Source organism: Streptomyces prunicolor NBRC 13075 (assembly GCF_000367365.1).
GTDB lineage: Bacteria > Actinomycetota > Actinomycetes > Streptomycetales > Streptomycetaceae > Streptomyces > Streptomyces prunicolor.
Window position 1 is genome coordinate 85,019 of record NZ_BARF01000054.1, and the last position, 26,589, is coordinate 111,607.

Annotated in this window: 26 protein-coding genes; 10 read left to right on the forward strand and 16 right to left on the reverse strand. The window is 71.2% G+C overall.

Annotated elements, in window-relative coordinates:
* Nucleotides 1–197: 197 nt before the first annotated feature.
* Entirely contained in the window at nt 198–1,094 is an 897-nt protein-coding gene (locus tag SPR02S_RS24760) for a DUF1963 domain-containing protein (protein WP_019059698.1), read from the forward strand.
* Between the two features lie 130 nt (nt 1,095–1,224).
* Here the strand turns inward: SPR02S_RS24760 and SPR02S_RS24765 are convergent, their stop codons facing one another.
* From SPR02S_RS24765 to SPR02S_RS24785, 5 genes are read right to left on the reverse strand one after another with little or no spacing between them, the layout of a single operon-like run.
* Nucleotides 1,225–2,700 carry an HAD-IA family hydrolase gene (locus tag SPR02S_RS24765; protein ID WP_019059699.1) on the reverse strand — a complete coding sequence of 492 codons (1,476 nt, stop codon included), beginning with the start codon at nt 2,698–2,700 and terminating at the stop codon, nt 1,225–1,227.
* Between the two features lie 42 nt (nt 2,701–2,742).
* Nucleotides 2,743–3,822: an ABC transporter ATP-binding protein gene (locus tag SPR02S_RS24770; RefSeq protein ID WP_019059700.1), complete on the reverse strand. Its 1,080-nt coding sequence runs from the start codon at nt 3,820–3,822 to the stop codon at nt 2,743–2,745.
* Between the two features lie 3 nt (nt 3,823–3,825).
* Entirely contained in the window at nt 3,826–4,644 is an 819-nt protein-coding gene (locus SPR02S_RS24775; protein ID WP_019059701.1) for an ABC transporter permease, read from the reverse strand.
* The gene (locus SPR02S_RS24780) at nt 4,629–5,528 is read right to left on the reverse strand and encodes an ABC transporter permease (RefSeq protein ID WP_019059702.1); all 900 of its coding nucleotides are present in this window, start codon (nt 5,526–5,528) and stop codon (nt 4,629–4,631) included. The genes SPR02S_RS24775 and SPR02S_RS24780 overlap by 16 nt, the downstream gene beginning before the upstream one ends.
* Complete coding sequence (locus tag SPR02S_RS24785; protein WP_019059703.1) at nt 5,525–6,682, reverse strand: ABC transporter substrate-binding protein; 1,158 nt, start codon at nt 6,680–6,682, stop codon at nt 5,525–5,527. The genes SPR02S_RS24780 and SPR02S_RS24785 overlap by 4 nt, the downstream gene beginning before the upstream one ends.
* Before the next feature lie 212 nt (nt 6,683–6,894).
* Between SPR02S_RS24785 and SPR02S_RS24790 the strand changes: the two genes are divergently transcribed.
* Nucleotides 6,895–7,635: a GntR family transcriptional regulator gene (locus SPR02S_RS24790; protein ID WP_019059704.1), complete on the forward strand. Its 741-nt coding sequence runs from the start codon at nt 6,895–6,897 to the stop codon at nt 7,633–7,635.
* A gap of 66 nt (nt 7,636–7,701) precedes the next feature.
* Nucleotides 7,702–8,145 (forward strand): hypothetical protein, encoded by a 444-nt coding sequence (locus tag SPR02S_RS24795; RefSeq protein ID WP_020684208.1) that lies wholly within the window; start codon nt 7,702–7,704, stop codon nt 8,143–8,145.
* A gap of 10 nt (nt 8,146–8,155) precedes the next feature.
* On the opposite strand, the gene SPR02S_RS24800 is transcribed toward SPR02S_RS24795, so the two are convergent.
* From SPR02S_RS24800 to SPR02S_RS24820, 5 genes are all read right to left on the reverse strand, one after another.
* Nucleotides 8,156–8,608, reverse strand: a complete 453-nt coding sequence (locus SPR02S_RS24800; protein ID WP_019059706.1) for an Lrp/AsnC family transcriptional regulator — start codon at nt 8,606–8,608, stop codon at nt 8,156–8,158.
* Nucleotides 8,609–8,618: 10 nt separating this feature from the next.
* Nucleotides 8,619–10,097 carry an amino acid permease gene (locus SPR02S_RS24805; protein WP_019059707.1) on the reverse strand — a complete coding sequence of 493 codons (1,479 nt, stop codon included), beginning with the start codon at nt 10,095–10,097 and terminating at the stop codon, nt 8,619–8,621.
* Between the two features lie 249 nt (nt 10,098–10,346).
* Nucleotides 10,347–10,742, reverse strand: a complete 396-nt coding sequence (locus SPR02S_RS24810; protein ID WP_019059708.1) for a hypothetical protein — start codon at nt 10,740–10,742, stop codon at nt 10,347–10,349.
* 15 nt (nt 10,743–10,757) lie between these two features.
* Complete coding sequence (locus SPR02S_RS24815) at nt 10,758–11,282, reverse strand: GNAT family N-acetyltransferase (RefSeq protein WP_019059709.1); 525 nt, start codon at nt 11,280–11,282, stop codon at nt 10,758–10,760.
* Nucleotides 11,283–11,401: 119 nt separating this feature from the next.
* Nucleotides 11,402–12,844, reverse strand: coding sequence for a GuaB1 family IMP dehydrogenase-related protein (locus SPR02S_RS24820; protein ID WP_026150838.1), 1,443 nt, complete (start codon nt 12,842–12,844; stop codon nt 11,402–11,404).
* Between the two features lie 206 nt (nt 12,845–13,050).
* On the opposite strand from SPR02S_RS24820, the gene SPR02S_RS24825 reads away from it, so the two are divergent.
* Entirely contained in the window at nt 13,051–14,640 is a 1,590-nt protein-coding gene (locus SPR02S_RS24825) for a hypothetical protein (RefSeq protein ID WP_019059711.1), read from the forward strand.
* A gap of 9 nt (nt 14,641–14,649) precedes the next feature.
* On the opposite strand, the gene SPR02S_RS24830 is transcribed toward SPR02S_RS24825, so the two are convergent.
* The 5 genes from SPR02S_RS24830 to rpe all read right to left on the reverse strand — a co-directional run bounded on the left by SPR02S_RS24830 (nt 14,650) and on the right by rpe (nt 17,900).
* Nucleotides 14,650–15,261, reverse strand: a complete 612-nt coding sequence (locus SPR02S_RS24830) for a hypothetical protein (protein WP_043258465.1) — start codon at nt 15,259–15,261, stop codon at nt 14,650–14,652.
* 35 nt (nt 15,262–15,296) lie between these two features.
* Nucleotides 15,297–15,614 (reverse strand): barstar family protein, encoded by a 318-nt coding sequence (locus SPR02S_RS24835; RefSeq protein ID WP_019059713.1) that lies wholly within the window; start codon nt 15,612–15,614, stop codon nt 15,297–15,299.
* Entirely contained in the window at nt 15,611–16,006 is a 396-nt protein-coding gene (locus SPR02S_RS24840; protein ID WP_019059714.1) for a guanyl-specific ribonuclease, read from the reverse strand. The genes SPR02S_RS24835 and SPR02S_RS24840 overlap by 4 nt, the downstream gene beginning before the upstream one ends.
* Before the next feature lie 82 nt (nt 16,007–16,088).
* Nucleotides 16,089–17,135, reverse strand: coding sequence for a sugar-binding transcriptional regulator (locus SPR02S_RS24845; RefSeq protein ID WP_019059715.1), 1,047 nt, complete (start codon nt 17,133–17,135; stop codon nt 16,089–16,091).
* Nucleotides 17,136–17,213: 78 nt separating this feature from the next.
* A complete protein-coding gene (gene rpe / locus SPR02S_RS24850; RefSeq protein ID WP_019059716.1) occupies nt 17,214–17,900 on the reverse strand; it encodes a ribulose-phosphate 3-epimerase in 687 nt (228 codons plus the stop codon).
* A 282-nt stretch (nt 17,901–18,182) separates the two neighbouring features.
* Between rpe and SPR02S_RS24855 the strand changes: the two genes are divergently transcribed.
* The 6 genes from SPR02S_RS24855 to SPR02S_RS24880 all read left to right on the forward strand — a co-directional run bounded on the left by SPR02S_RS24855 (nt 18,183) and on the right by SPR02S_RS24880 (nt 25,136).
* Nucleotides 18,183–19,403, forward strand: coding sequence for an aspartate aminotransferase family protein (locus tag SPR02S_RS24855; RefSeq protein WP_019059717.1), 1,221 nt, complete (start codon nt 18,183–18,185; stop codon nt 19,401–19,403).
* Nucleotides 19,404–19,475: 72 nt separating this feature from the next.
* Nucleotides 19,476–20,654: an SDR family oxidoreductase gene (locus SPR02S_RS56240; RefSeq protein WP_019059718.1), complete on the forward strand. Its 1,179-nt coding sequence runs from the start codon at nt 19,476–19,478 to the stop codon at nt 20,652–20,654.
* A gap of 39 nt (nt 20,655–20,693) precedes the next feature.
* Nucleotides 20,694–21,866 (forward strand): acyl-CoA dehydrogenase family protein, encoded by a 1,173-nt coding sequence (locus SPR02S_RS24865; protein WP_306305741.1) that lies wholly within the window; start codon nt 20,694–20,696, stop codon nt 21,864–21,866.
* 65 nt (nt 21,867–21,931) lie between these two features.
* Nucleotides 21,932–22,456, forward strand: coding sequence for a type II toxin-antitoxin system RatA family toxin (locus SPR02S_RS24870; RefSeq protein WP_019059720.1), 525 nt, complete (start codon nt 21,932–21,934; stop codon nt 22,454–22,456).
* A gap of 114 nt (nt 22,457–22,570) precedes the next feature.
* On the forward strand, nt 22,571–23,812 hold the full coding sequence (locus SPR02S_RS24875) for a cytochrome P450 family protein (protein WP_019059721.1): 1,242 nt from the start codon (nt 22,571–22,573) through the stop codon (nt 23,810–23,812).
* 151 nt (nt 23,813–23,963) lie between these two features.
* Complete coding sequence (locus SPR02S_RS24880; RefSeq protein WP_019059722.1) at nt 23,964–25,136, forward strand: alpha-hydroxy-acid oxidizing protein; 1,173 nt, start codon at nt 23,964–23,966, stop codon at nt 25,134–25,136.
* An 8-nt stretch (nt 25,137–25,144) separates the two neighbouring features.
* Here SPR02S_RS24880 and SPR02S_RS24885 read toward each other — a convergent pair whose 3' ends face one another.
* Nucleotides 25,145–26,563: an RsmB/NOP family class I SAM-dependent RNA methyltransferase gene (locus tag SPR02S_RS24885; RefSeq protein WP_019059723.1), complete on the reverse strand. Its 1,419-nt coding sequence runs from the start codon at nt 26,561–26,563 to the stop codon at nt 25,145–25,147.
* Nucleotides 26,564–26,589 lie beyond the last annotated feature (26 nt).

Genomic DNA, 26,589 nt, shown 5'->3' on the forward strand with positions numbered 1-26,589 from the left:
TTGAAGAGCCACCTATCGGGGCCCACCTAGACGGTACGGCCGAGGGGCTGGGCCGGACAAGAAGGAGCCGTTGCGCGCCGGTGAGCGGTTTGTTGCGTGCGGGTGGGACGGGGCGGCGATTCGTTGCGTGCCTGGTGGGTGCGGGTCGTTCGGTTGCGGCGAACCGGCTGTCAGACCCCGGGCGTAGGTTTCCGTCCATGAATCCTGACCTGATCAACCGGCTCACTCCCTTCCGCGAGGAAGCACTGGGGCGCGGGATACCGCTCGAGGACGTCGAGCGGTGGATCGCCACCGCACGTCCGTCCGCGACCCTCGTCACGCGCGGGGACGGGCCGGTCGTCGGCAGGTTCGGCGGACCGCTGCTGCTGCCCGCCGACGCGCCCGACCCCTGGTACCCGTTACTCGCCACCCTCGACTGCGCGGCCCTGCCCGAGGAGACGACGGGCCTTCAACTGCCCTCTGATGGACGCCTGTTGTTCTTCGGCTTCCCCGAGATGACGTACTACGGCAGTACGGCCGGTGAGGTCGTGCACATCCCCGAGGGGACACCCGTCGAGGAGCGGAACACGAAGTACCCCTGCGTCTACGGCGAGGAGGGGGACACGTTCTTCGACGGCGCGACGCTCGCCGTCTACGAGCAGTTCCCGCAGCAGGAACTGCGGCTGGCGCCCGACGTCTCCCTGCCGCACCACTTCCTGGCCCCGTCCCCGGAGGGCGGCGACGAGACCGTCACGCTCCCCGGCCATCCCCACGCCTGGGACCTGGCCGAGGCCTGGGACGAGACGTACGGCGGCATCGTCGTCGACGGACCGCTGCACATCGGCGGGTACGCGTCCCACGAGTGCACGGAGACGGACCCCGTCACGGACGCGGCGGCGGAGGCGGAACGGGCGCGCCGACACGAGGCCGAGGCGACGCCCGGGTCCGCCGACGCCACGGAACTGCCCGCCCCCGAGGAGTGGACCCTGCTCGCCCAGTGGGACATCGGTCTCAACGGGCGGGAGGGCTCCACCCTGCACTGGGTGATCCCGAAGCAGGATCTGGCCGAGCGCCGCTTCGACCGGGCGCACGTGTCGTTCTTCTGGAACCCTTGATGGTGCCTCCGCTGGAAGGCCCGTGCGTCGGCTGCGGGTCCGTTGTGGCTGGTCGCGCCCACGCGGCGGAGCCGCACATCGACACAGCCCCGCGCCCCTTTGGGGCGCGCTGCCGGACCGCTTGTGTCACTCAACCGCGGGGCACCGCGAACACCGTAAGGACGGCCGCGTGGTCCGACGGCCAGCAGTTGGCGGCCACGTCCGGCCAGGGGCTAGGCGTGCCGACCACAAACGTCCGGGAGTCGAGCACGGTCAGCCCCCGGTGCAGGACGTAGTCGATACGGTCCTGCGGTTCGGCGCGCCCACTGCCGTCCTCGTTCACGGGGTGGATCGGCGACCAGGTGTGCCCGGGGTCCGCGGCCGGGTCCGGGTGGACCTCCCGGTACGAGTCGCGCAACCCCGCGTCCGCCGCCGCCTTCGTCACCGGCCACTCCACGTCCGGCCAGTCCAGGTGCGAGGGGCTGTTGAAGTCACCGACCAGGACAACGGGGACGGCGTCCGCGGCCACCTCCGCGATCCGGCCGAGGGCATCCCGCATCTGGGCGAGCCGGACGTCCTCGTGGGCGATCAGGTCGGCGGCCGGGAGCCCGTCGTAGGCGGATTCGTAGGGGCCGTAGGGCGTGCAGTCGAGGTGGCAGGTCCACAGGTCGATCTCGCGGCCTTCGGATACGGCGATCCGTACGCCCGCCGCTCCGTAGAAGCCGACGTCCGGGTCGTCGAAGCGGGCGGTGATCGGGTGGCGGCTGATCACGCCGAGGTTCTCGCCGGCGCGGTGGTGGTGCCAGCCGAGCGCCTCGGCGAGTTCCTCGGCGGCGGTACCGCCGGTCTCCTGGAGGCCGACCACGTCCGCGCCGGTCTCCGCGATCGCCTTGAGCTGCTTGGTCCGGTGGTCGTCGACTTTGCTGCCGCCGAGCCAGAGGTTCCAGGTCAACACGCGTAGCTCGTACGGCGATTCGTGCGTCACCATCGCGCGCAGGGCTGCCGGGGTGACCCCGACGAGGCTCTCCCGCACCGTCCGGCCGGGTGCCGCGTCGATCGGGGCCAGCGACGGTACGGCGAGGACCGCGCAGCCGGCCGCCTCGGCGGAGCTGACGCCGGTCTGGGTGTCCTCCACGGCCACACAGGCCGCCGGGTCGACGCCGAGGGCGCGGCAGGCGGCGAGGTAGGGATCGGGGGCGGGCTTGGTGGGCCCGGTGTCGTCGGCGGTGACGGAGACCGCGAAGCGGCTCGCGCCGAGGGCGTCCAGGACGGTGTCGGCGACCGCGCGGGGGGACGCGGTGACCAGGGCCGTGGGGACGCCGTCGCGGGCGAGGGCGTCGAGGAGGTCGAGCGCGCCGGGGCGGGGCACGATGCCGGTGCGGACGCGGGCGGCGAACTCCCGGTGCAGTGCGGCCGCGAGGTCCGCCGCCGGGGCGCCCGTGGTCGTGGCGAGCCAGTCGGCGGTGTGCTCGACCGGGCGGCCGAGCACCTCCGGCTGGTCCGCGTCCGTCAGGGTTCTGCCCGCGACCTGCTCGACCGCCTCCCACCACAGCCGCTCGGTGTCGACGAGCGTTCCGTCCATGTCGAACAGGACGGCCTGGAGCGGGAGTTGGGCGTGGGGGGTCACGTTTCTCTCTTTCACTGCGGGTGCGCTACGGGCGGTTGGGCCCTACGGGTTGATGCGGTCTGCCACGAGTACCGGCCGTTCCGGCAGCGACACCTTTACAGCGACTCCGGCGCCCAGGGTGGTGGCCTCGTGCGTGGGCAGGTCGGCCTTGACCTCGGTGCCGTCGCCGAGCAGCACGCTGACGCGGACGACCGCGCCGAGGAACGCGGTGCCGACGACACGCGCGTCACCGGCCTCGTCGGCGTGCACGTCGATCGCCTCGGGCCGTACCAGCACGTCGACTTCGGGTCCTGCCGGTGCCTCGCCGTCGACGGGCAGCCGCTGGCCGAGCACCTCCACGACCCCGTCCGAGAGCTGCCCCGGGAGGCGGCTCATCGTGCCGACGAACTCGGCGACGAACGCGGTCGTGGGCCGGCCGTACAACTCGGCCGGTGCGGCGCACTGTTCGAGCTTTCCGGCGCGCATCACGGCGACCCGGTCGGCTATGGACAGCGCCTCTTCCTGATCGTGCGTCACGAAGAGAGTGGTGATGCCGAGTTCCTGCTGGAGGCGGCGGATCTCCTCGCGCAGGGACAGCCGCACCTTGGCGTCGAGCGCCGAGAGCGGTTCGTCGAGGAGCAGGACGCGCGGCTGGAGGGCGAGCGCACGGGCCAGGGCGATGCGCTGCTGCTGACCGCCGGAGAGCTGGTGCGGGAAGCTCTCGCCCTTGTCGCCGAGCCCGACAAGGTGGAGCAACTCGTTGGCGCGAAAACGTCGTTCGGCCTTGTTCACCTTGCGCATGCGCAGGCCGAAGGCGACGTTGTCGAGCGCGTTGAGATGCGGGAAGAGGCTGTACGACTGGAAGACCATCCCGGCGTCGCGGCGATGGGCGGGGACCTGGGTGACATCCTTGCCGTCCACCAACACCTCGCCGGAGGTGGGGTGTTCGAAGCCGGCGAGCATGCGCAGGGCGGTTGTCTTGCCGCAGCCGGAGGGGCCGAGCAGGGCCAGGAACTCGCCGGGCTGGACGGTCAGGTCGAGTCCGTCGAGGGCGACCGTGGGGCCGAACTCCCGGCGCAGGCCCCGGAATTCGACGGTCGCGGCGTTGTCCGTCGTTGTCTTCTCAAGCGTGGTGGCGGTCATGGTTCATCCCCGGGACGAAGCGGTTTTGTCACGTCCGCCGACACCGGCGAGCGTGAGGAGGAGTGCCCAGGTGACGACCAGGCTGAGCACGGAGACGGCGACGGAGAGCTGGGCGTTGGACCCGCCGACGCTGTAGATCCACACGGCGAAGGGCTGGAAGCCCAGGAGTTGGGCCACGGTGAACTCGCCGAGCACCAGCGCCAGCGTGAGGAAGGACGCGTTGAGCAACGCCCCGCGCAGATTGGGCAGTACGGTCCGCACCAGCGCCTGCGGCCAGTTCGCGCCGCAGCTGCGGGCGGCCTCGACGAGGGTCTTCACGTCGATGGCACGCAGCCCGGAGTCCAGCGCCCGGTACACGAACGGCAGCGCCATCACCACGTAGGCGAGGACGAGGATGAACGGGAAGCTCGGGTTCTGGATGGCGACGAACGTCTGGAACAGCGGGGTGCGGGACAGGTAGTCGGGGCCCCACTTGAGGACGGTGGCGATACCGGCGACGAACGCGATCGGCGGCACCACCAGCGGCAGCGAGCAGATCACCTCGACGACCGGACGCAGGCGGGGCGCGCCGAGCCGTAGCGCGACCATGGCGGGCACCATCAGGAGCAGCACTACGGCGATGGTGGCGGCGGCGAGTTCCAGCGAGAGCACCAGGCTGGAGGTGAAGCCGTCGGCGGAGACGATCTGGGTGTACGCGTCGAAGGTGACGCCCTCCCCCGGCACGTCGACCGTGAAGACCACGGACGCGGCGAGCGGGACCAGGAAGTACAGGGCGGCGAGGCCGAGGACGACCCACCGCCAGAGGTTCAGGCGTCCAGCCATCGCGCGCTCCGTCGTTGCAGGGGCAGGTACACGGCCATGACCAGGCCCGCGACCAGGACCATGTCGAGGCTCATCGCCAGCGCCACGTTCTCCTGGCCGACCAGCACGTTGCCGGAGATGGCGTCGGCGATCTGCAGGGTGATCAGCGGGATCGAACTGCCCACCATGGCCGCGGCGGTGGCGTACGCGGCGAACGCGCTGCCGAAGAGGAGGACGAATCCGCCGAGCAGGGAGGGCGCGAGGACCGGCAGGGCGACGTGGCGCCAGTACTGCACGCCGGTGGCGCCGTTGTTCTGGGCGGCCTCGCGCCACTGGGTACGCAGGCCCTCCAGGGCCGGGGTGATGGTGAGGACCATCAGCGGGATGAGGAAGTACAGGTAGACGAGGACCAGGCCCCAGAAGCTGTAGAGGTCCCAGCCCTTGTCCTTCAGGCCCAAGTGGGTCGTCAGGACACCGGCGTTGCCCAGCGTGGCGACGAACGCGAAGGCCAGCGGGACACCGCCGAAGTTGGCGAGGACGCCGGACGCGGTGAGGACGGCCTCGCGCAGCGCGCGGAAGCGGGAGGTGACGACGACCTGCGCGAGCGGCAGCCCGAGCAGGGTGCCGAGGGCGCCCGCGAGCGCGGACAGCTTGACGCTGCCGATCAGCGCGGTGAGGTAGGCGCCCTTGAGTGATTCGGTGAGGTTGGCGGTGCTGTACGAAGTGGCGCCCGTCGTCTGGTTCTTGACGGTGAAGGCGCCGTTCAGCATCGCGACGGCGGGCACCCCGAAGGCGACCGCGACGAACACGAGCAGCGGGACCACGGCGATCCAGCTGGGGACGCGGCGCCGCCGCTTCGAGGAAGCGGCGGCGACCACATCGGCCCGCGTGAGCGTGGCCGTCATCCGGAGACGGCCTTCGCCCAGCCCTGCGCGATGACCGTCTTGGCCTTGCTCTGCTGGGCCTCGGTCGGGAAGGACGGCGCGCCGGTGACCTGCGGGAGCTTGGCGGCGGCGGTCTTGTCGAGCGTGCCGGCCGACTCCATGGAGGTCATCAGCGCCGGACGCGCGTACCCCTTGAGCCACAGGTTCTGGCCCTCGGTGCTGTACAGGTACTCCTGCCACAGGCGGGCGGCCGCCGGGTGCGGGGCGTCCTTGTTGATGGCCTGCGAGTAGTACTGCGCGTACTGGCCGTCGCTCGGGATGGAGACCTTCCAGTCGACGCCCTTGGACTTGAACTCGTCGGCGTAACCGGCGTTCAGGTAGTCCCAGTCGATGGAGATGGGCGTCTCGCCCTTCTCGACGGTGGCCGGGGTGGACTCGACGGGCGTGTAGTTGCCGTTCTTCTTCAGCTTGGCGAAGAAGTCCAGGCCGGGCTGGATGTCGTCGAAGGAGCCCTTGTTGGCGAGCGCCGCCGCGTACACGCCACCGAAGGCCGAACCCGACTTGGTGGGGTTGCCGTTGAGCGCGACCTGCCCCTTGTACTGCGGCTTCAGCAGATCCGCGAAGGTGGTCGGACAGGTCTTCACGCGCTTCGCGTCGCAGCCGATGGAGATGTAGCCGCCGTAGTCGTTGAACCACTGCCCCTTCGGGTCCTTCTGGCCCGCGGGGATCTGGTCGAAGGAGGCGACCTTGTACGGCGCGAGCAGGCCCTGCTGGGCGGCGCTCAGCGCGAAGGAGGAGCCGAGGTCAAGGACGTCGGGCGCACGGTCCTGGCCCTTGCGGGAGGTTACGGCGTTGATCTCGTCCTGGCTGGAGCCGTCCGGGTTCTCGTCCGTGATCTTGATGCCGTACTTCTTGGTGAAGCCGTCGATGAGGGCGCCGTAGTTGGCCCAGTCGCGGGGCAGCGCGATGGTGTGCAGCGTGCCCTCCTTCTTGGCCGCCTTCACCAGGGCGTCCATGCCCCCGAAGTCGGCGACGGAGGTGGCGGTGGCGGCGTTCTTGCCGTCGGCGGTGGTCGACGAGTTGGTGGGAGCGGCGCCACAGGCGCTGAGGGCAAGCGCGGCGACGACGGCGAGGGATCCACCCAGGACGGCGTTTCTCGGCGGGGACACGGTCACGGTCTCTCCAGGGGTGCGCACGACGGTTTGAGCAGAGCGGAGAACTTGTCTGAACAAGTTGGCCTCAGTACGCCCGCCGATGGTGTCCTGTTCGTAAACATTGGCGAAACCGTGACCCCTTATTCACTGCACACTCCTGGCTGACACGGATCACCAAGGGAACTCGACTACGCTGCTCACGCTGTGCACAGTGGCCAATTCGGAGGGGAAGCATGACGGCGCGACACGAGGAGATCGCCGACGAGCTGCGCCAGGCCATCGACCGCGAGGAGTACACAGTCGGCAGCCGGCTGCCCGCGGAGACGGACCTCGCGGCGCAGTACGGCGTCTCACGCGGCACGGTCCGCCAGGCCGTCGCGGCCCTCACCGCCGAGGGGCTGATCGGCTCCCGCCAGGGCGCCCGCCGGGTGGTGCTGACCAGCCGCCGCAGCCAGAGCTTCGCGGAACTGCGCAGCTTCGCCGAGTGGGCCCGCGCGATGGAACGCGAGGCGACCGGACACGTGGTCACGCAGGAGTACCGCCCGGCCACCGCCGAGGACGCCGTACGCCTCCAACTCACCACGGGGACCTCCGTGTTGCACGTCCTGCGGGTGCGCGGTCTGGACGGCGAGCCGGTCCTCCTGGAGCGGACGGTGTACGCCGACTGGATCTCCCCCGCCGTCGAGGCGATCGAGCCGGAGTGCCCGTCGGTCACTCAACGCCTGTACGACGACACGGGGTTGGTCTTCGCCTACGGCGAGCACGTCATCGACGCGGTCGCCGCGGGCGCGCAGGACGCGGAGCTGCTGGGCATCCGGCGGACCAGTCCGCTGCTGCGGGTGCGCCGGGTGACAACGACCCGCGAGGGACGGCCGGTTGAGTGGTCGGACGACCGCTATCGCTCGGACGCGGTGAGCTTCAGCGTGCACAACTCGATAGGGAACAACGCGCTGGCGCGGAAGACGGCGGAGTGAGAGCCTCCGGCCGCGCTGTGGGACAGTCGTAGCAAGGGGGACGGGTCCGACGTCATGGAGGTCCTGATGGAGATTGCCGCGTTGCCCCGTGTCGGCGAACAGACCACGGTCGTCGCGGCGGAGCCCGACGCCGTGTGGCGCGGCCTGAGCCAGGTGATGGGCCACTCCTCCGCGCGGGCGACCCTGTACGCACACCTGGTCCGCGCCGCCGACCGCGAGACCTCTGGGCCCCGGCCCCTCGCCGAGGGTTCGACGTTCGCCGGTTTCCACGTGACCTCGGCGGTCCCGGGGCGCGAGCTGGTCGTCGAAGGCAGCCACCGCTTCTCGTCGTACGCCCTGATCTTCCACGTCGAGCCGACCGGCCCGGGGCGCTCGCTGCTGTGGGCCGAGACCCGGGCCGCCTTCCCCGGCCTGGCCGGGGGCCTCTACCGGCGGCTCGTCATCTCCAGCGGCGGGCACGTGATCGCCGTACGCCGGCTGCTGTCGGCGGTCCGCCGCCGGTCCGAGTAGCCCCCGCGGCTCAGGTCGGCGAGCCCGACGAGAAACGCCGGAGCAGCGGCGACAGCACCAGCACGGACTTGGTCCGCTCCACGAACGGCTCCCCCGCGATGCGCTCCAGGACCCGCTCGAAGTGGCGCATGTCGGCGGCGAAGACCTGGACGACCGCGTCCGCGTCGCCGGTGACCGTCGACGCGGCCACGACCTCCTGGTAACGCTCCAGGCCGCGCCGGATGGTGTCCGGGGAGGTGTTGTGGCGGCAGTAGATCTCGACGAACCCCTCGGTCTCCCAGCCGAGCGCCGACGGGTCCACCCGTACGGTGAAGCCGGTGATGGCGCCGGTGGCCCGCAGCCGGTCCACGCGCCGTTTCACGGCGGGCGCGGACAGGCCGACGAGCTGCCCGATGTCCGCGAAGGAGCGGCGGGCGTCCTCGGCGAGGGCGTGCACGATGCGTTCGTCGAGTTCGTTCAGCACGGGGGATCGATCACTTCTCGGGTGGTGCGGTGGGTGCCAGTCGGGAGCGGCGGTGGCCGTATACGAAGTAGAACACGAGCCCGACGGCCATCCAGATTCCGAAGACCACCCAGGTGACGGCCGAGAGGCTGCCCATCATCCACACGCACAGCGCGAAGCCGACGGCGGGCAGCACCGGCGACAGCGGTACGCGGAAGGTGCGGGACATGTCCGGGCGGGTCCGGCGCAGCACCACGACGGCGATGTTGACCAGCGCGAAGGCGAAGAGCGTGCCGATGCTGGTCGCGTCCGCGAGCTGCCCGAGCGGGATGGCGGCCGCGAGGACTCCGCAGAACAGAGACACGATGACGGTGTTGGCGCGCGGCGCTCCCGTCTTCGGGTGGACCTTGCCGAACACCTTGGGGACCAGCCCGTCCCGGGACATCGCGAAGAGGATGCGGGTCTGGCCGTAGAGCACGGTCAGGACGACGCTCGCGATGGCGATGACCGCGCAGCCGGCGAGGAGGGTGCCCCAGAAGGACTGGCCGGTCACGTCGCGCATGATCTGGGCGAGGGCGGCCTCGGAGTCGTTGAAGCGGCGCCAGGGCTTCGCGCCGACGGCGACGGCCGCGACGAGGACGTACAGCGCGGTCACGATGACGAGCGAGAGCATGATCGCGCGGGGCAGGTCGCGCTGGGCGTTCTTCGCCTCCTCGCCTGCCGTGGAGGCGGCGTCGAAGCCGATGTACGAGAAGAAGAGCGTGGCACCGGCCGCGCTGACGCCGGCCATGCCGAGCGGCATGAAGTGGTCGTAGTTGCCGGACTTGAAGCCCTGGATGCCGATCGCGCAGAACAGCACCAGCGCGGCGATCTTCACGCACACCATGACCGTGTTGGCCCGCGCGGACTCCCTGGCGCCGCCGAGCAGGAACGCCATCGCGAGGAGTACGACGATCAGCGCCGGGAGGTTGAAGATGCCGCCGTCGCCGGGCGGGGCGGACAGGGCGTCCGGGATGGTGACGCCGATGGTCCCGTCGAGCAGTTCGTTGAGGTACTCGCCCCAGCCGACGGCGACGGCGGCGACCGAGACGCCGTACTCCAGGACCAGACACCAGCCGCAGATCCAGGCGATCAGCTCGCCCATGGTGGCGTAGGCGTACGAGTACGAGGAACCGGCTACCGGGATGGTGCCCGCGAGTTCCGCGTAGGAGAGGGCCGAGAAGAGGGCGGTGAGGCCGGCGATCACGAAGGAGAGGGTGACGGCGGGGCCGGCCTTGGGGACGGCTTCGCCGAGGACGACGAAGATGCCGGTGCCGAGGGTGGCGCCGATGCTGATCATCGTCAGCTGCCAGAGCCCGAGCGAGCGGCGGAGTGAGCCGCCCTCGCCCTGGCCGCCCTCGGCGACCAGGAGTTCCACGGGTTTGCGGCGCATCAGACGCGCGCCGAGCCCCGGGGACGGTGGGGCGGCGGCCTGGCCTCGGTGGTGCTGGGGTGCGCCTTGGTCGAGCACGCGGGGGCTCCTTGTCGCTGCCGGTCGTGGCGGCAGGGACGGGCGGCACGGAGGGGGCCGCCGAGCGGGTGTCCTGCCGCGCGCTGGGTACAGCGCTTGACCCTACGAGGCCGCGCGTCCTGGTCGTAATGCGGCAACCTTGCGCGTCTTCGCAAGATCGTTGCGTTCGTGGGACGCGGGTGTTGATTCGTTGCGCGGTGGGGGTGGGGCGTTGCGCAACGCCTGACACGGCCCTCGTCAGGGTCTGGTTCAGCCCTCGTCCGGCTCCCCCGCGAGGGCCCGCGCCGCGGCCAGGTCCTCCTCGTCGAACCCGATCCGCCCGGGCTGCCCGAACACCTCCGCCTGCGCGTCGATCCATCGCGTGTGCGCCTCCCACGCGGCCTGCTTGCTCATGCCGAGCGCGGCCCCGATCTGCGTCCAGGAGGCACCGGCCTCGCGGGCCGCGCGGACGGTGAGCTGACGGCCGTAGGCGGCCTTGCGGGCGACGACTTCGCTCAGGGCGAGCAGTTCCAGCGTCTCGGTGCGGTCGAGCGCCTCGGCGTCGCTGCCGAAGCCGGCGAGGGACTCGCGGGTGCGGAGGTCGTCGAGGCGGGCGACGGCGGTGAGGAGGGTGTGCTCGGGTTCGATGCTCTGGGGTGTGGTCATGGCTTCAGCGTTACGTCAAGTCCGCTTGACGTCAAGAGAGCCTGACGGTAGCTCTTTGGTGAGGAAGGTGCAGGGGTCCACGCACTCGCGGATCACCCCGTCGCGGTCCTCGTACGACCACCGGTCCACGTAGTCCGTCAGACGCCGGTAGCCGAGCCGTGCGTAGAGGTCGGCGGCCCTCGGGTTGTCGGCCGCGACGCCCAGGCCGAGGACCGTACGGCCGTGCTCCCGGGCCAGTTCCTCGGCACGCCGGATCAGCGCGCCGCCGATGCCGCGCGAGCGCAGCTCCGGGGGCCGGACGCCGAGACCGTTGAGCTCCGGGCAGCCGGGCAGGGCGGCCCGCACCTCGGGGGCCGCGCAGCCGTCCCAGATCACCTCCGCGTGCCCGACGGGCCGACCGTCGATCCAGGCGACCAGATAGGTACCCCCGCCCGCCCCCTGCCGCGCGAACCGCCGGGCATGGGACGAGACGGCCCCCGGCGAGCCGATGTACTGGTCGAGCAGCGCCACGTCGGCGGCCCGGCACACGGCGATCTCCATACGCCCGACGGTAGCCGCCGGAGACGCCGACGGCCCCCGAATATCCCGGGCGCCGGGACAACAGGGGCCGTACGGAAGGGAGTTGGTGGCTCCGGTCCACCTGCAGAAAAGGGAGCTGGTCAGCTCCAGCTCGCGTGCAGGGGCTTGCCCTCCGCGTAGCCCGCCGCGCTCTGGATGCCGACGATCGCGCGCTCGGCGAACTCCTCCAGGGAGCCCGCGCCGGCGTACGTGCAGGAGGAGCGGACGCCCGCGATGATCGAGTCGATCAGGTCCTCGACGCCCGGGCGGGCCGGGTCGAGGTACATGCGGGAGGTGGAGATGCCCTCCTCGAACAGCGCCTTGCGGGCACGGTCGTAGGCCGATTCGTCCGACGTGCGGTTGCGCACCGCGCGGGCGGACGCCATGCCGAACGACTCCTTGTAGAGGCGGCCGTTGGCGTCCTGCTGGAGGTCGCCCGGGGACTCGTACGTGCCCGCGAACCACGAGCCGATCATGACGTTGGACGCGCCGGCCGCGAGGGCCATCGCGACGTCGCGCGGGTGACGGACCCCGCCGTCGGCCCACACGTGCTTGCCGTACTTCTTCGCCTCGGCGGCGCACTCCATGACCGCCGAGAACTGCGGCCGGCCGACGCCGGTCATCATGCGGGTGGTGCACATCGCGCCGGGGCCGACGCCGACCTTGATGATGTCGGCGCCCGCGTCGATGAGGTCCTTGACGCCCTCGGCGGCGACGATGTTGCCGGCCACGATGGGGACCTGCGGATCGAGCGCCCGCACCTGCTTGATCGCGCTGATCATCGACTCCTGGTGGCCGTGGGCCGTGTCGATGACGAGCGTGTCCACGCCCGCGTCCAGCAGCTGCTTGGCCTTCTGCACGAAGTCGCCGTTGATGCCGACGGCGGCGGCGATACGCAGCTTGCCGTCCGCGTCGACGGCCGGCGAGTACAGCGTGGCGCGCAGGGCGCCCTTGCGGGTGAGGATGCCGGCGAGCTTGCCGTCCTTGTCGACGGCGGGCGCGTAGCGGCGATTGGCCGCGTCCAGCTTGTTGAACGCCTCGCGCGGGTCGATGTCCGCGTCGAGCAGCAGCAGGTCACGGGACATGACCTCGCCGAGCTGGGTGAAGCGGTCCACACCGGTCAGGTCGGCGTCGGTGACGACACCGACCGGGCGCTGGTCCTCGTCGACGACGACACCGGCGTTGTGCGCGCGCTTGGGCAGCAGGGCCAGCGCGTCGGCGACGGTCTGGTGCGGGGCCAGCCGGATCGGGGTGTCCAGCACGAGGTGGCGGCTCTTCACCCAGGCGACGACCTCGGTGACGACCTCGATCGGGATGTCCTGCGGGATGACGACGAGGCCACCGCGCCGGGCCAGCGTCTCGGCCATCCGGCGCCCGGCGATGGCGGTCATGTTGGCGACGACCAGCGGGATGGTGGTGCCCGTGCCGTCCGGGGAGCTGAGGTCCACGCCCTGACGCGATCCGACCGCGCTGCGGCGCGGCACCATGAAGACGTCGTCGTACGTCAGGTCGTACGGGGGCTGGATGTCGTTGAGGAAACGCACGTGCTGCACATCCCAGTCGATCAGAGGTGGTCCCCGGACAGGTCAGCCAGGGGGAAGAGCACGTACTTCATTGTCCCATGTCGGGCGTAATGCCATGCCTCGGATCATCGTCCAGGCAGGTCGACGGCCCCTTGGAGGAATGCCCAGGAGAGCGTCTGGGATGCGTGCGCGGGCAACCTTCGGGGCAGCTCGCGCATCGAACGGGCATGGCTTCCCAGCGCATGATGTTCGGGGCGGCGCTCGCCGCCGTGGTGCTCGCCCTGGCGTCCGGCCCGGCCGCCGTGGCCGCCGATCCGTCTCGCCTCCCCACGAAGGTTCCTACGAAGGTTCCTACGAAGGTTCCTACGAAGGCCCACACGACGATCCAGGCGGACAAGCAGATCGACGTGGGCTCGGCCGCGCAGTCGGTCCACGTGATCTGGAACTTCTCCGACCCCTCGGTGAACCTTCCCCCGCCCGCGGAGCAGACGCTCGTCATCGATGCCCGGGGCCTCGCGGGCGTCGCGCGCATCGCGGTCGCCGATCCGAGGTGCACCGCCCACGGGCAGGTCTTCTCCTGCGCCAACCAGAACACCTCCCAGCTGACGAACCTGGACTTCACCGTGCGGGCGGACCCGGGCGCCGCCCTCGGCGCCACCGGCACGATGAAGTACACCGCCTCCGCCGGCCACGGGGCCCCCGGCACGGCGCGGGTGAAGGTGGTCGTCGGCGTCCCCGACCTGGTCGTCGGCAAGGTGCCGGACGTGACCCACGCCAGGATCGGCTCCCGGATCGACGTGCCGCTCCGGCTCCGCAACACCGGGGACCTGGCCACCGACCGGCGCATCGCGGTGCACTGGGTGGGGGCGGGAGGTCTGGTCTTCGACCGGAAGTTCTCCAACTGCGGCTACAGCACCGGCACCGACCTCGCCGCACCCGCCAGCCCGACCTCCGTCACCTGCGTCTTCCCGGCCGCCGTGGCCGCGGGCGCCACCTTCGAGCTGAGCAGCCCGCTGACCGCCGCGATCGGCGCGCACGTCCTGACCGGCGAGATCAACTACACGGCCGAACTGCTACAGCCCGGCGCACGACCCGAGGACCGACTCGACGCCGAACTCGAACCGGGCGCCGGCCCGGCGCTCACCCTGGTGCCCGCGTCCGGAACGGGAGAGGGCTTCGAGAGCGGCGCCACGGGCCGCGTCGGCGTCCTCGCCGACAGCTCCGCGGATCTGGCGGCCACGGCCACGGCGAAGCCCGCCCCCGGTGCGGACGGATGGACGCTGAACCTCACCGTCGTCAACCACGGCCCGGCCGCCGTGTACGCGACCGGCAACGAGACCGACAACGAATACGTCGCCGAGGTCGACGTGGTCCTGCCCCGGCACACGGTCGCGACCGACTACGAGCACGCGGAGTCCGAGGACAGCGCGTACGGCCCCTGCTTCCTCTGGGTCAGCGACACCACGACGGCACCTTTCGAGGCGGGCCACCGGCACTACGTGTGCGTCGTGCCGTTCGGTATCGGGGCCGGCAAGAACGTGGAGTCCCTGTTGTCGGTGAAGGCGGACAAGAGCTACGACGGCGCCAAGGGCTCGGCGACCGTGCGCCCCGGCCCGGCCGGCATCGCCCTTCACGACCCGAACTCCGCCAACGACCACGTCACCTTCGCCTTCAGCACGTCGACGGCACCGCCCGGCGACACCGTCGCCGACACCGGCGCGGACCGCACGGCACTCATCGCCGCCGGGGCAACCGGTGCTGTCCTGCTGGGCGCCGCCGCCCTCGTCGTCCACCGCCGCCGCAGGCGTTCGCACTAGAACGAGGGATCAGTACAGGAACCGGTGCAGCGGAGCCGACTCGGTCAGCAGCATCGTGAGCCGGTGGGCGAGGCGCTGCCACGCCTCGTCCTGCGCGTAACTGAGCCTCACGTCCTCGCCGCCGCCCGCCTCGATCGCCGCGAAGAGTGTGGCCGTATCGGCGTCGGGGGTGAGGTCCACCAGGGACAGCACCCGTGCCAGCGCGCCGACCAGGCCGACGGCGGTCTTCTCGGGCGTGAGGACGGTGCCCCGGACGGTGGCCACGACACCCGAGGGGTCGGGCAGGTCCGGCGGTGCCACGAGCAGCCCGGACAGCTCGCGCAGCAGCGCGTACAGCAAGTCCGTGTCCTCCGTGGGCAGTTCGACGATGCGCAGGCCCTCGTGTTCCCAACGGCCGTTCGGCGACCACACCTTGGGCCCCTGCGCGACCGCGTCGGTCAGCAGCTCCCGCACCCGCGTGAAGACGGCGAGCCCGTCCGCGAACAGCGCGTGCCCGCTCGCTCCGCCCACGGACTCGGCCAGGGGCGCCAGCAAGTGCTCTTCCACCCGGTCGCACTGCGCTTCGAGGTCCGGGTCCACGACCACGAGACGAACCGACGTGCGCTGCTCCTGTTGCTCCATACCGAACACTCTGCCAGCCGCCTCGGACAATCGGGCTAGAGCTTGGTTCCGCCCAGCGCGAGCACGACCGAAAGCTCCGGCGTGTTGTCGACCGCGCCGCCGAAGACGTCGACGGCGGTCTCCCACTCGTCGGGCCGCGCCTTGGCGTACGGCTGCCAGTTCCGTACGACGACCAGCAGCCCCTGTTCCACCGCGCCCTCGGGCCACACGGTGTGGTCGCCGAGACTGTCCGCGAGGGCGTCCCAGTTGCGGCCGAACCAGTCGGGCAGGGACAGCGCACGGGCGCAGCGGTCCATCAGGCCGGCCTTGTCCGTGACCCCGTCGAGGTCCAGCGTGACCGCGAGCTGTGTCATCTCAGTACCGTCCTGAACGACTTGTAGTGATCATCGGTGTAGTAGATCTCGCCGTCCTGCCCGGTGACAATGCGCCGGGCCCCGCGGTCGCGCGAGCCCGGCGTCCTGACGGTGTATTCGTGGTAGTAGCCGTGCTTTTGCTGGGGCAGCAGCTTCTCGTAGTTCCCGAAGACGACCCCGTCCTTGGCGTACGGGAAGGGGCCGCCCTTGTCGATGAGAGCGACGGTCTGCCGTGCCTCGGCGGGGAGTTGGGAGAGTGTGACGCCGGTCGTGTCGGTGGCTGTGGTGCCGGTGGTGGCCGTAGCGGAACAGCCGACCGGCAGCAGTACGGCCAGACAGACGAGAAGCACCCGGCAGGCGAGAAACACTCGGGGGACGAACCGCAGCAGCATGCGCCTGATGCTGCCACGGCCGTCCCCTTACGACCCGTTGTCAGGACCCGTCGGTGTGGGTTCAGATCCCGTGGGTGTCGGTTCAGATCCCGTCGGGGTCCGTCCGGCTGAGCGCCGACTTCGGCGGCGAACCGGCCGTCATCAGATAGTCCGCCGCCGCGGTGTCCGTCACCAGGCTGGTGACCAGACCCGACCGCAGCACCGCGTCGATCGCCGCCGCCTTCCGCTGTCCGCCCGCGATCGCGACGACCTCGGGGATACGGCGCAGCTGGTCCGCCTTGACGGTGATGCACCGCTCGCCCAGGTCCCGGCCGACCCGGCGGCCCTCGGCGTCGAAGAGGTGCGCGGACGTCTCGGCGGCGACACCGAAGGACGAGTAGTGCGCCCGCTCCTCGTCGCTGAGCATGTCGTAGACCGTCGAGATGCCCGGCTCCCAGGAGCCGATGGAGACGCAGGCGACCGTGACCTTGTCGAAGTACTCGAAGGCCCGGGCGATCCCCGTCTGGTGGCGCAACGCTTCTGCGGTAGCCGCGTCCGGCAGCAGCATCGGCGCGTAGATGGGGTGGGCGTCGCCGCCCGACACCTGCGCGGCCCGCCGTACGGCCTCGACCGAGCCGCGCTCCGCGGTCCCCGCGTCGTACACGCCCGTCAGCTGGACCACCGTACAGGGCGGCAGCCGGTCGAGCGCCGCCGCCATGTGGATGGTGGACCGGCCCCAGGCCAGGCCGAGCACATCGCCCTCGTTGACCAGCTCGCCGAGCAGGTCGGCCGCGACCTCCCCGAGGTTCTCGGGGTCGGGCGACTCCTCGCTGACCTCGGCCGGGGACTCGACCACGACGGCGTGCCTCAGGCCGTACCGGGCACGCAGCGCGTCCGAGCGCTCCGCGTCCAGTTCGGCCGGTACTCGGATCTCGATCCGTACGAGATCCCGTTCGAGAGCGGTCTCCAGGACCCGGGCCACCTTGAAGCGGCTGACGCCGAACTCCTCCGCGATCTGGATCTTGGACTTGCCCTCGAGGTAGAAGCGGCGGGCCATGGCCGCCGCCTGCACCAGCTCTGCGGGTCCCATCCGCATGGCTGACCGGCCCGCCGACATACCCGACACGGCGATCTCCTCACTGCTGTTCACACTCTGGATTCGCCGTTCATCCTCGCAGATCCGGCGCACTTGATCAGCCTTGATGGCCGCCGTTCACATACCTGCCGCTCAGTGGTCGCACGCCCAGGATGCCTTGCCGGTGGCCACCTCCGCCTGTGTGCGCAATGCACGTACCGCCGCGGCCGGGTCGGATGCCCCGTACACCGCCGAACCGGCGACGAACACGTCCGCGCCCGCGTCCGCGCAGCGCTCGATCGTCGAGGCCGAAACTCCCCCGTCGACCTGCAGCCACAGCTCCAGTCCGTGCTTCTTGATCAGCTCACGGGTGCGGCGGATCTTCGGCAGCATGATGTCGAGGAACGACTGGCCACCGAAGCCCGGCTCCACGGTCATGATCAGCAGCATGTCGAGTTCGGGGAGCAGATCCTCGTACGGCTCGATCGGCGTCGCGGGCTTCAGCGCCATGGACGCGCGCGCCCCCTTGGCCCGAATCTCGCGGGCGAGCCGTACCGGCGCACCGGCCGCCTCGACATGGAAGGTGACGGAGGAGGCACCCGCCTCGACGTACTGCGGCGCCCAGCGATCGGCGTCCTCGATCATCAGATGGCAGTCCAGCGGGGTGTCCGTCGCCCGGGCCAGCGACTCTACGACCGGTACGCCGAGCGTGAGGTTCGGGACGAAGTGGTTGTCCATGACGTCGACGTGGAGCCAATCGGCTCCCTCCACCGCCTTCGCCTCCTCGGCGAGGCGGGCGAAGTCTGCGGACAGGATGCTGGGGTTGATCTGGACGGCCATGCCCCAAGCCTGCCATGCCCTCCGGGGGTTGGCCGCATCGGTCCGTTGTGGATGCGGTGCCATTTCGGGTGCGGGTGCGTTGTGGCTGGGCGCGCCCCGCGGCGGAGCCGCAAATCGACACTGCCCCGCGCCCCTTACCCGGCGCTGTTCTGGACCGGGTGGAAACAGTGCCGTTCCGGTCAGTGGACCAGGGCGTGACCCGGCCTCCGCGCGGAGCCCATGCTCGGCGGCACGTCACGCGTCGTCACGGGGGAATGTGCAGTGAGTCGGACAGAGACAGAGTTGGTTGCGCTGCACGCACGGCATCTCAGCTCCGGGCGCGGGCGGCTGGCTGCGATGTTCGGGAACATCGTGGAGGAGTCCGCACGCGGGGCTGAGATCACCTCCACCGACGGCACGAACTACCTCAACTGCGGCGGCTACGGCGTGTTCTTCGTCGGGGCCGGGCATCCGCGGGTCGTCGCTGCGGTGCGGCGGCAGGCGGAGCGGCTGGCGTTGTCCACGCGGCTGTTCCTGGACCCCGTTTCGGGGCTCGCCGCCTCGGCTCTCGCCGGGGTCGCGCCTGCGGGCCTGGACCGGGTGCACTTCTCCGGTTCGGGGACCGAGGCTGTCGAAGCCGCCGTGAAGCTCGCCCGCGCGCACGGCAGGCGGCGGCTGATCTCGATGCGGGACGGCTATCACGGCAAGACCCTCGGGGCGCTGTCCCTGACCGCGAAGGCGCTCTACCAGGACCCGTTCCGGCCCCTGCTGCCGGACGTCCAGCATGTGCCGTTCGGCGACACCGACGCGCTGGCTGCTGTGCTGGGTGATGGCGGCGCGGACGCCTGCGTGGTCGTGGAGCCGGTGCAGAGCGAGGCCGGTGTGATCGTGCCGCCGCCCGGATATCTGGGGGCGGTCGCCGCACTGTGCCGGGAACACCGTGCCTTCCTGGTGGTCGACGAGGTGATGACCGGGCTGGGTCGGCTCGGCTCCTGGTGGGGCTGTGTCGCCGAGGGGGTACGGCCTGACGTGCTCGTGACGGGCAAGGCGCTCTCGGGTGGGGTGATGCCGGTGGCGGCCACGCTCGCGACCCAGGAGGCCTTCGAGCCGTTCGACAGTGACCCCTTCCTGCACACCTCCACCTACTCCGGCGCCCCGATCGCCATGGCCGCCGCCAGCGCGACCATCGGGGTCATCCGGGACGAGGGGCTCGTCGAACGCGCCGCCGCCATCGGCGCCCGGCTCCTTCCCGCGCTCCGGGCCGTCGCCGCCGACCGCGCTCCCGGCCCGGTCCGTGAGATCCGCGGTGCCGGGCTGCTGATCGGGATCGAGCTGGTGGACGCGGGGGCGGCCGGTGAGTTCCTGCTGGAGATGGTCGACCGCGGGGTCGTGGTCAACCACTCGCTCAACGCCCATCCAGTTGTCCGGCTGACCCCGCCCGCCGTGCTCTCCCCGGCGCAGGAGGCCCGGCTGCTGGAGGCCGTCGAGGGTGCCCTGACGGCGATGGCCAAGTCCCTGACCTGACCCGGCGAATCGACCCCGCGAACCGACCCGGCGGCCCGCACACGGCCACGAGGCTCCCGAAAGGCTGACGACATGCCTACGTACCCCGAGAACCCCAACAACCTTGAGATTACGGCGAGTTCGCGCAACCCGACCGACCCACCGGACCCGGCACGCCCGACCGACCCACCGCACCCGGCACGCCCGGCACGCCCGGCACGCCCGGCACGCCCCCAGACCGTGTTACTCACCGGCGCCAGCGGCGTCCTCGGCACCGCCCTGCTGCCGTATCTGCATCTGCGCCACCACCACGTGATCGCGTTGACGCACCGCAGGCCCCTCTCCTCCGGCGCCGAGGTCCTGGCCGGCGACGTCACCCGGCCCCGGCTGGGCCTCGACGTCGCCTCCTACCGGCACCTGTGCGCACGTACGGACGCGGTGGTCCACGCCGCCGGCATGGTCGCCTTCGGTTCCGGCCGCGCCTCGATGCACGCGGTGAACGTCGAAGGGGCCGGGCGGGTCGCCCGGTTCGCGGCCGACGCCGGTGTTCCGCTGATCCACGTCAGCACCGCGTACGTGGCCCGCTACCGGGAGATCCTGGCCGCCGGGGGCAACCGCGCCGAGCGGGCCGGGAACAGCCCCGCGGACTACGTGGCCTCCAAGACCGCCGGCGAGGAGGCGGTCGCGGCGGCCGGCGGCAAGGTGACCGTCGTACGCCCGTCGATCATCATCGGCGACTCCGTGACCGGGGAGATCGCCGAACCGCAGGGGCTGCACATCTTCGCCCAGCAGGTGCTCCGCAACCGCCTGCCCTTCGTGCCGAGCGACCCCGCGAGCTACGTCGACTTCGTACCGCAGGACGTCGTGGCCCGCGCGATCGTGTCCCTGCTGGACGACGGCGCACACCCCGCCGAGCACTGGCTCAGCGGCGGAGCCCACGCCCTGACCTGCGACCGGCTGGTCCAGGTGATCGTCGAGGAGGCGGCGGAGGCGGGCATCGCGGTCCGGCCGCTGCGGGTGCTGGCACCCGATGTCGTCGAACGGCTGGTCCGCCCGGCCTTCTTCGACGTGGTGCCCGAGTGGGCGCAGACCCGGTTGGACCGGCTGCTGGACATGTCGTCCGTCCTCTTCAACGAGAAGCCGCTGCCCAGTTCGCTCACTGACGTACCCGGTATCGGGGCCGCGGCCGGAGTGCGGGCCAACGAGGACGCCTGGCGGGCATCGGTAAGGCGTCTGATCGCCGACCGGCTCGGCGCCAGGGCGTCGGCGTGAGCGCCCGGGCGAAGGCGACAGCGGTCCCCCGTGGCTCCCGTGGCTCCCGGAGCAATCCCGCAGATCGAGGAGGAGACGGCGATGTACTTTCTTGATCCCGAACGCGCGGTGCTGGACCGGTTCCTGCCCGGGCTGGACGAGCGGCTCGCCGAACTGCTGCAACGGGAACGGGAGCGCCCGGGCGGACCAGCGCTGCCCCTGTTCAAAGCCGCGGGCGGCCCCGCGCTGCTCGTGCCGGCGGAACACCGCGGTCTCGGGATCGGCGCCGAGGACGCCGTGTCGTTGCAGCGGGCGATCGGCGCGCGCAGCCCGTCGCTGGCGGTGGCCACGACCATGCACCACCTGTCGGTGGCCGGGCTGGTCCAGGCGTACGAGGTCGCGCACGGCATGGAGTGGATGCTGCTGGAGGCTGTCGCCGACCAACGGCTGCTGGTCGCCTCGGGGTTCGCCGAGGGCCGGTCGGGACAGTCGATCCTCGACTCCTCCATCAAGGCGCACCAGGACGGCGACGACGTGGTGCTCAACGGCGCAAAGAAGCCGTGCAGCCTGTCGGCCTCGATGGACCTGCTGAGCGTGTCGGTGACGCTCGACGACGGGCAGGGTCCGGAGCTGGCCGTGGCAGTGGTGCCTGCCGCGACACCCGGCGTCTCCGTGCACCCGTTCTGGGGAAGCTTCGTCCTGGCCGGCGCGGAGAGCGACGAGGTCCGGCTGCACGACGTCCACGTCCCGCCGGATCTCGTGGTCCGCACCGGGCTCGGCGAGGACCGCACGCTGGACCCGGTCCAGACCGTGGGCTTCGTGTGGTTCGAGCTGCTGATGGCCGCGTCGTACCTGGGGATGGCCAGCGCGCTGGCCGAGCGCGTACTGCTGGCGAAGCGGGCGAGCGCCGCCGAACGGGCCGCGATCCTGGTCGAGTTGGAGTCGGCCATGGGCGGCATCCGCGGTGCGGCCGCCGTGATGGACACGGGCCGGCCACTCGGCCAGGACGACCTGCTCCGCGCACTGGTCAGCCGCTTCTCGACGCAGGACACCATCGACCGGGTCGTGCCCCGGTGCCTGGAGGCGCTGGGCGGCATGGCCTACGTCTCCACCGACGACACCGCGTATCTCTCGGCGTGCACGGCGGCCCTGAAGTTCCATCCGCCGTCGCGCAGATGGGCCGCGGAGGGCATGTGCGCGGCCTTCGCGGGCGGCCCGCTGGTGCTCGGCTGAGCACGCCCTCCGCGTACCCGATCCTCGCCTCCCGGACAGTCCAACACCCTTACGGAGACGCCCAGATGACCTGCCACGTACGGATCGAAGCGATCGTCCCGGACGGAGACGCCACCCATGTCTTCGACCGGGTCCAGGACTACGAGCGGTACACCGACTACACGGACACGGTCCGGTCCGTCACCGTGACGCCCGACGGGGCCGACGGGGCCGACGGGATCAACCGGACCGACCGGACCGACGGAACCGACACCGTGGAGTCCGCCTGGGAGGTGCACTTCCGCAGCGGTCTGCTCCGGTGGACCGAACGGGACGTCATGGATCCCGTCGCCCGGCGCATCACCTTCGACCAACTCACCGGCGACTTCGCGAGTTTCGCGGGCACGTGGGACATCACCCAGGCCGGTACGGACGTGAGCGTCCTGTTCACGTGCGAGTTCGACCTGGGCATCCCCAGCCTGGAACCGATCATCAACCCGGTCGCGATGCGGGCCCTGGACGAGAGCATGGGCCTCATCCTGCGCGGCCTGCTGGGCGAGGACATACGGCTCACCGGCAGCCGACGCGACACGGCCGCCGCGATGCACTGAGCGTCGGCGAGGAGTCCTCCGTGGGCCTGCTCGACGCGCACCCAGCACTCCCCCAACCGCCGTACCACCACGCCTACTTGCGCGCCCGCCGTCCGACAACCATGAGGAGCCCCCGTGGACAAGCGCCGAACCGTCGTGCTCGACCCCTTCGGCAGGGCAGTCCCCGAAGAAGCCGCACGCCTCCGCGCCCTCGGCGCCCTCGTCCCCGTGGAACTCCCCGGCGGTGTCCCCGCCTGGGCCGTCACCCGGTACGACCTCCTGAAGTCACTGATGCTCGACCCCCGCGTCAGCCGGGACGCCCGCCGCCACTGGGCCCTGTACGACAAGGTCGCCGGCGAACCGGGCTGGGCCTGGCTCTACAGCTGGACCAGCATCGTCAACATGCTCAGCTCCTACGGCGAGGACCACACCCGCCTGCGGAAGCTCGTCGCCCCGAGTTTCACCCGGCACCGCACCGAGGCCATGCTCCCCCGGGTGCGGGAGATCACCGCGGGTCTGCTGGACGCGATGGCGGAGGTCCCGGCGGGCCAAGTCATCGATCTAAGGGCGGAGTTCGCGCATCGGCTGCCCATGCGGATGATCTGCGACCTGTTCGGCGTGCCCGAGCGGATGCGGGACGCGGTCGCGCGGCTCATCGAGGGAATCATGGACACCACCGGCACCCCGGAGCAGGCCGCGGACATCCTCGAACAGATCGTGACAGTCCTGCCGGCACTGATAGCGGAGAAGAGCGAGCACCCCGGCGACGACCTGACCACCGAGCTGATCACGGTCCGCGACCAGGGTGACCGGCTCTCCGAGGAGGAGTTGATCCACACCCTTCTCCTCGTCATCGGCGCCGGTTTCGAGACGACCGTCAACCTGATCGGCAACGCCGTGCACGCCCTGCTCCGCCACCCCGACCAGCTCAAGCAGGTGCTCGCCGGGCAGTTGACCTGGGACCAGGTGATCCAGGAAACGCTGCGCTGGGCCCCCTCCATCGCCAACGTGCCGTTGCGCTACGCGGTTTCCGACATCAAGACCCCCGACGGTACGACGATCCGCGCCGGGGAGGCCATCCTCACGACCATCGCCGCGGCGGGCCACGACCCGGAGCGCTTCGGCCTCGACGCCCACCTGTTCGACGTGGCCAGGAACGCGGACGGGCATCTCGCCCTGGGCATCGGCGTGCACCGCTGCGTCGGCGCCCCGCTGGCCCGCGTGGAGACGCTCGCCGCGCTGCCCGCGCTCTTCGCGCGCTTCCCGGGCATCTCCCTGGCGGTGGAGGACGACGACCTGGAACAGGTCCCCTCGTTCATCGCCCAGGGCTGGCGGGAACTGCCCGTCCGGCTCGCCCCCACAACTCCCGCCGCCTGAACCGGAGTCGTCGGAGTCGTCAGAGGCGGGCACAACGGCAACCCCTCCCTCAGACCGCCCCGCTCGGCGATGCCCGACCCGAGGTGCGAGAATCCTGCACTTCACCGGCTTTCAGCAGCGGGCAGGGCACCTCAGCGCAGAGGGAGATGGCATGGGCTTGGGACAGCCGTTCGGCTCCTACCAGAACGAGATCTACCTGAACGGGCTCGGCGGCATCGTGCCGTCCTACCCCATGGCCTTCGCGGAGTTGGAGGACCGGGCGAGCTCCGCGCTGCCGCCCTCCGTGTGGTCGTACGTCGCGGGCGGCGCCGGAGACGAACGCACCCAGCGGGCCAACGTCACCGCCTTCGACCGCTGGGGCCTGGTCCCCCGCATGTTCGTCGGCGCGGCCGAACGCGACCTGTCCGTCGACCTGTTCGGGATGCGGTTGCCCTCTCCCGTCTTCATGGCTCCGATCGGCGTCATCGGCCTGTGCGCCCAGGACGGCCACGGCGACCTGGCGACCGCAAGAGCCGCCGCGCGCACCGGAGTTCCGATGATCGCCTCCACGCTCACGGTCGACCCGCTGGAGGAGGTCGCGGGCGAGTTCGGGGACACCCCGGGCCTCTTCCAGCTCTACACGCCCACCGACCGCGACCTCGCCGCGAGCCTCGTCCACCGCGCGGAACAGGCGGGCTACAAGGGCATCGTGGTCACCCTGGACACCTGGGTCACCGGCTGGCGCCCCCGCGACCTGTCCACCGCCAACTTCCCCCAGCTGCGCGGCCATTGCCTCGCCAACTACACCAGCGACCCGGTCTTCCGCGCCCGCCTCGCCCGCACCCCGGAGGAGGACCCGCAGTCCGCGGTCCTGCTCTGGACCCAGCTCTTCGGCAACCCTCTCACCTGGGACGACCTCCCCTGGCTACGGTCCCTCACCGACCTCCCGCTGATCGTGAAGGGCATCTGCCACCCCGAGGACGTACGCCGCGCGAAGGACGGAGGCGTGGACGGCGTCTACTGCTCCAACCACGGCGGTCGCCAGGCCAACGGCGGCCTCCCCGCGCTGGACGCGCTGCCCGCCGTGGTCGAGGCGGCGGACGGCCTCCCGGTCCTGTTCGACTCCGGCATCCGCAGCGGCGCCGACATCGTCAAGGCCATCGCCCTGGGCGCCACCGCCGTAGGCATCGGCCGCCCGTACGCCTACGGCCTCGCCCTGGGCGGCACGGACGGCATCGTCCACGTGCTGCGCTCACTCCTGGCGGAGGCCGACCTGATCATGGCCGTGGACGGCTACCCGACGCTGCCCGACCTCACACGGGAGGCCCTCCAGCGCGTCGTATGACAGACCCCTCAGCCGGTCCGGCGGATGAGCGCCAGATACATCGCGTCGGTCCCGTGCAGATGCGGCCACAGCTGTACGTCGGGACCCGCGCCGAGTTCCGAAACGTCCGGCAGGAGCGGGCGGGCGTCGATCAGTTCGGTCTGCGGGTACTGCTTGAGGATGTCGTCGACGACGGCCCGGGTCTCGGCGAGGTGCGGTGAACAGGTCGCGTATCCGACGACACCGCCGACCCGCACGGATTCGAGCGCGGTGCCCAGCAGGTCGCGCTGGAGGGGCGCGAATCCTTCGAGGTCCTCGGGGCGGCGCCGCCAGCGGGCCTCGGGCCGCCGACGCAGGGCGCCGAGCCCGGTGCACGGCACGTCCATCAGGACGCGGTCGAAGCTGCCGGGACGCCACGGCGGCCTGGTCCCGTCGGCGGTGATGACCTGGTACGGCCCGGGGTTCCCGGCGAGCGCCTTCGCCACCAGGCCCGCACGTTTCGGCTGCTTCTCGGAGGCGAGGAGCATCGCCCCGCGCTCGGCGGCCAGGGCGGCGAGGAGGGCGGCCTTGCCGCCGGGGCCCGCGCAGCCGTCGAGCCACTTCTCGTCCGGCCCGTCGAGGGGCGCGTTGGCGAGCGCGAGCGCGACCAGCTGACTGCCCTCGTCCTGCACCCCCGCCCGGCCCTCCTTCACGGCTTCTACGGCCCCGGGCTCGCCGCCCTCGCTGAGCCGCACGGCGTACGGCGACCAGCGCCCCGCCAGCGCGGCCTCCTCGCGGAGCAGTTCCTCGGTGGTGGAGCGGCCGGGGCGGGCGACCAGGGTCACCTCGGGCCGTTCGTTGTCGGCCGCCAACAGGCTCTCGATACCGGCGCGTCCGCCGCCGAGCGAGTCCCACAGCGCGGAGACGACCCAGCGCGGGTGCGAGTGCACGATCGCGAGGTTGTCCTCGGGGTCGTCGTCGTAGGGCGGCGCGACCCGCTCGATCCAGGTGTCGAGGTCGTCGCGCGCGACCTTGCGCAGCACGGCGTTGACGAACTTGGCCCGTCCGTCACCGAGCACGACCCGGGCGAGTTCCACGGAGGCGGACACGGCCGCGTGGCTCGGGATCCGCGTCCCGAGCAACTGGTGCACCCCGAGGCTGAGCACGTCCAGCACCGGCGGGTCGACCTCGCGCAGCGGCCGGTCGACGCAGGAGGCGATGATCGCGTCGTACGTCCCCTGCCGGCGCAGGGTGCCGTAGACCAGCTCGGTGGCGAGGGCCGCGTCCCGAGAGTCGAAATCGCCCTTCTCACGGGCCTTCCGCAACAGCGGCGGCAGCACGAGGTTGGCGTACGCGTCCCGCTCGTCCACGGCCCGCAGCGCCTCGAAGGCGAGGAAACGGACGGGGTCCTTCTGCGGCCGACGGTAGGGCTTGCCGGGCTTACTGGGTCGCGGGGACTGCTCGCTCACGAAAAAGGTGCTCCGGATTTCTGGCT

What these genes read in the sequence shown, in the direction of transcription:
- SPR02S_RS24830 (WP_043258465.1), bottom strand. Translation starts at nt 15,261, where the DNA reads ATGGAGCAACAGGAGCAGCGCACGTCGGTTCGTCTCGTGGTCGTGGAC.
- SPR02S_RS56240 (WP_019059718.1), top strand. Translation starts at nt 19,476, where the DNA reads ATGCCTACGTACCCCGAGAACCCCAACAACCTTGAGATTACGGCGAGT.
- SPR02S_RS24775 (WP_019059701.1), bottom strand. Translation starts at nt 4,644, where the DNA reads ATGGCTGGACGCCTGAACCTCTGGCGGTGGGTCGTCCTCGGCCTCGCC.
- SPR02S_RS24840 (WP_019059714.1), bottom strand. Translation starts at nt 16,006, where the DNA reads ATGCTGCTGCGGTTCGTCCCCCGAGTGTTTCTCGCCTGCCGGGTGCTT.
- SPR02S_RS24825 (WP_019059711.1), top strand. Translation starts at nt 13,051, where the DNA reads ATGGCTTCCCAGCGCATGATGTTCGGGGCGGCGCTCGCCGCCGTGGTG.
- SPR02S_RS24790 (WP_019059704.1), top strand. Translation starts at nt 6,895, where the DNA reads ATGACGGCGCGACACGAGGAGATCGCCGACGAGCTGCGCCAGGCCATC.
- SPR02S_RS24795 (WP_020684208.1), top strand. Translation starts at nt 7,702, where the DNA reads ATGGAGATTGCCGCGTTGCCCCGTGTCGGCGAACAGACCACGGTCGTC.
- SPR02S_RS24780 (WP_019059702.1), bottom strand. Translation starts at nt 5,528, where the DNA reads ATGACGGCCACGCTCACGCGGGCCGATGTGGTCGCCGCCGCTTCCTCG.
- SPR02S_RS24835 (WP_019059713.1), bottom strand. Translation starts at nt 15,614, where the DNA reads ATGACACAGCTCGCGGTCACGCTGGACCTCGACGGGGTCACGGACAAG.
- SPR02S_RS24770 (WP_019059700.1), bottom strand. Translation starts at nt 3,822, where the DNA reads ATGACCGCCACCACGCTTGAGAAGACAACGACGGACAACGCCGCGACC.
- SPR02S_RS24760 (WP_019059698.1), top strand. Translation starts at nt 198, where the DNA reads ATGAATCCTGACCTGATCAACCGGCTCACTCCCTTCCGCGAGGAAGCA.
- SPR02S_RS24815 (WP_019059709.1), bottom strand. Translation starts at nt 11,282, where the DNA reads ATGGAGATCGCCGTGTGCCGGGCCGCCGACGTGGCGCTGCTCGACCAG.
- SPR02S_RS24810 (WP_019059708.1), bottom strand. Translation starts at nt 10,742, where the DNA reads ATGACCACACCCCAGAGCATCGAACCCGAGCACACCCTCCTCACCGCC.
- SPR02S_RS24880 (WP_019059722.1), top strand. Translation starts at nt 23,964, where the DNA reads ATGGGCTTGGGACAGCCGTTCGGCTCCTACCAGAACGAGATCTACCTG.
- rpe (WP_019059716.1), bottom strand. Translation starts at nt 17,900, where the DNA reads ATGGCCGTCCAGATCAACCCCAGCATCCTGTCCGCAGACTTCGCCCGC.
- SPR02S_RS24870 (WP_019059720.1), top strand. Translation starts at nt 21,932, where the DNA reads ATGACCTGCCACGTACGGATCGAAGCGATCGTCCCGGACGGAGACGCC.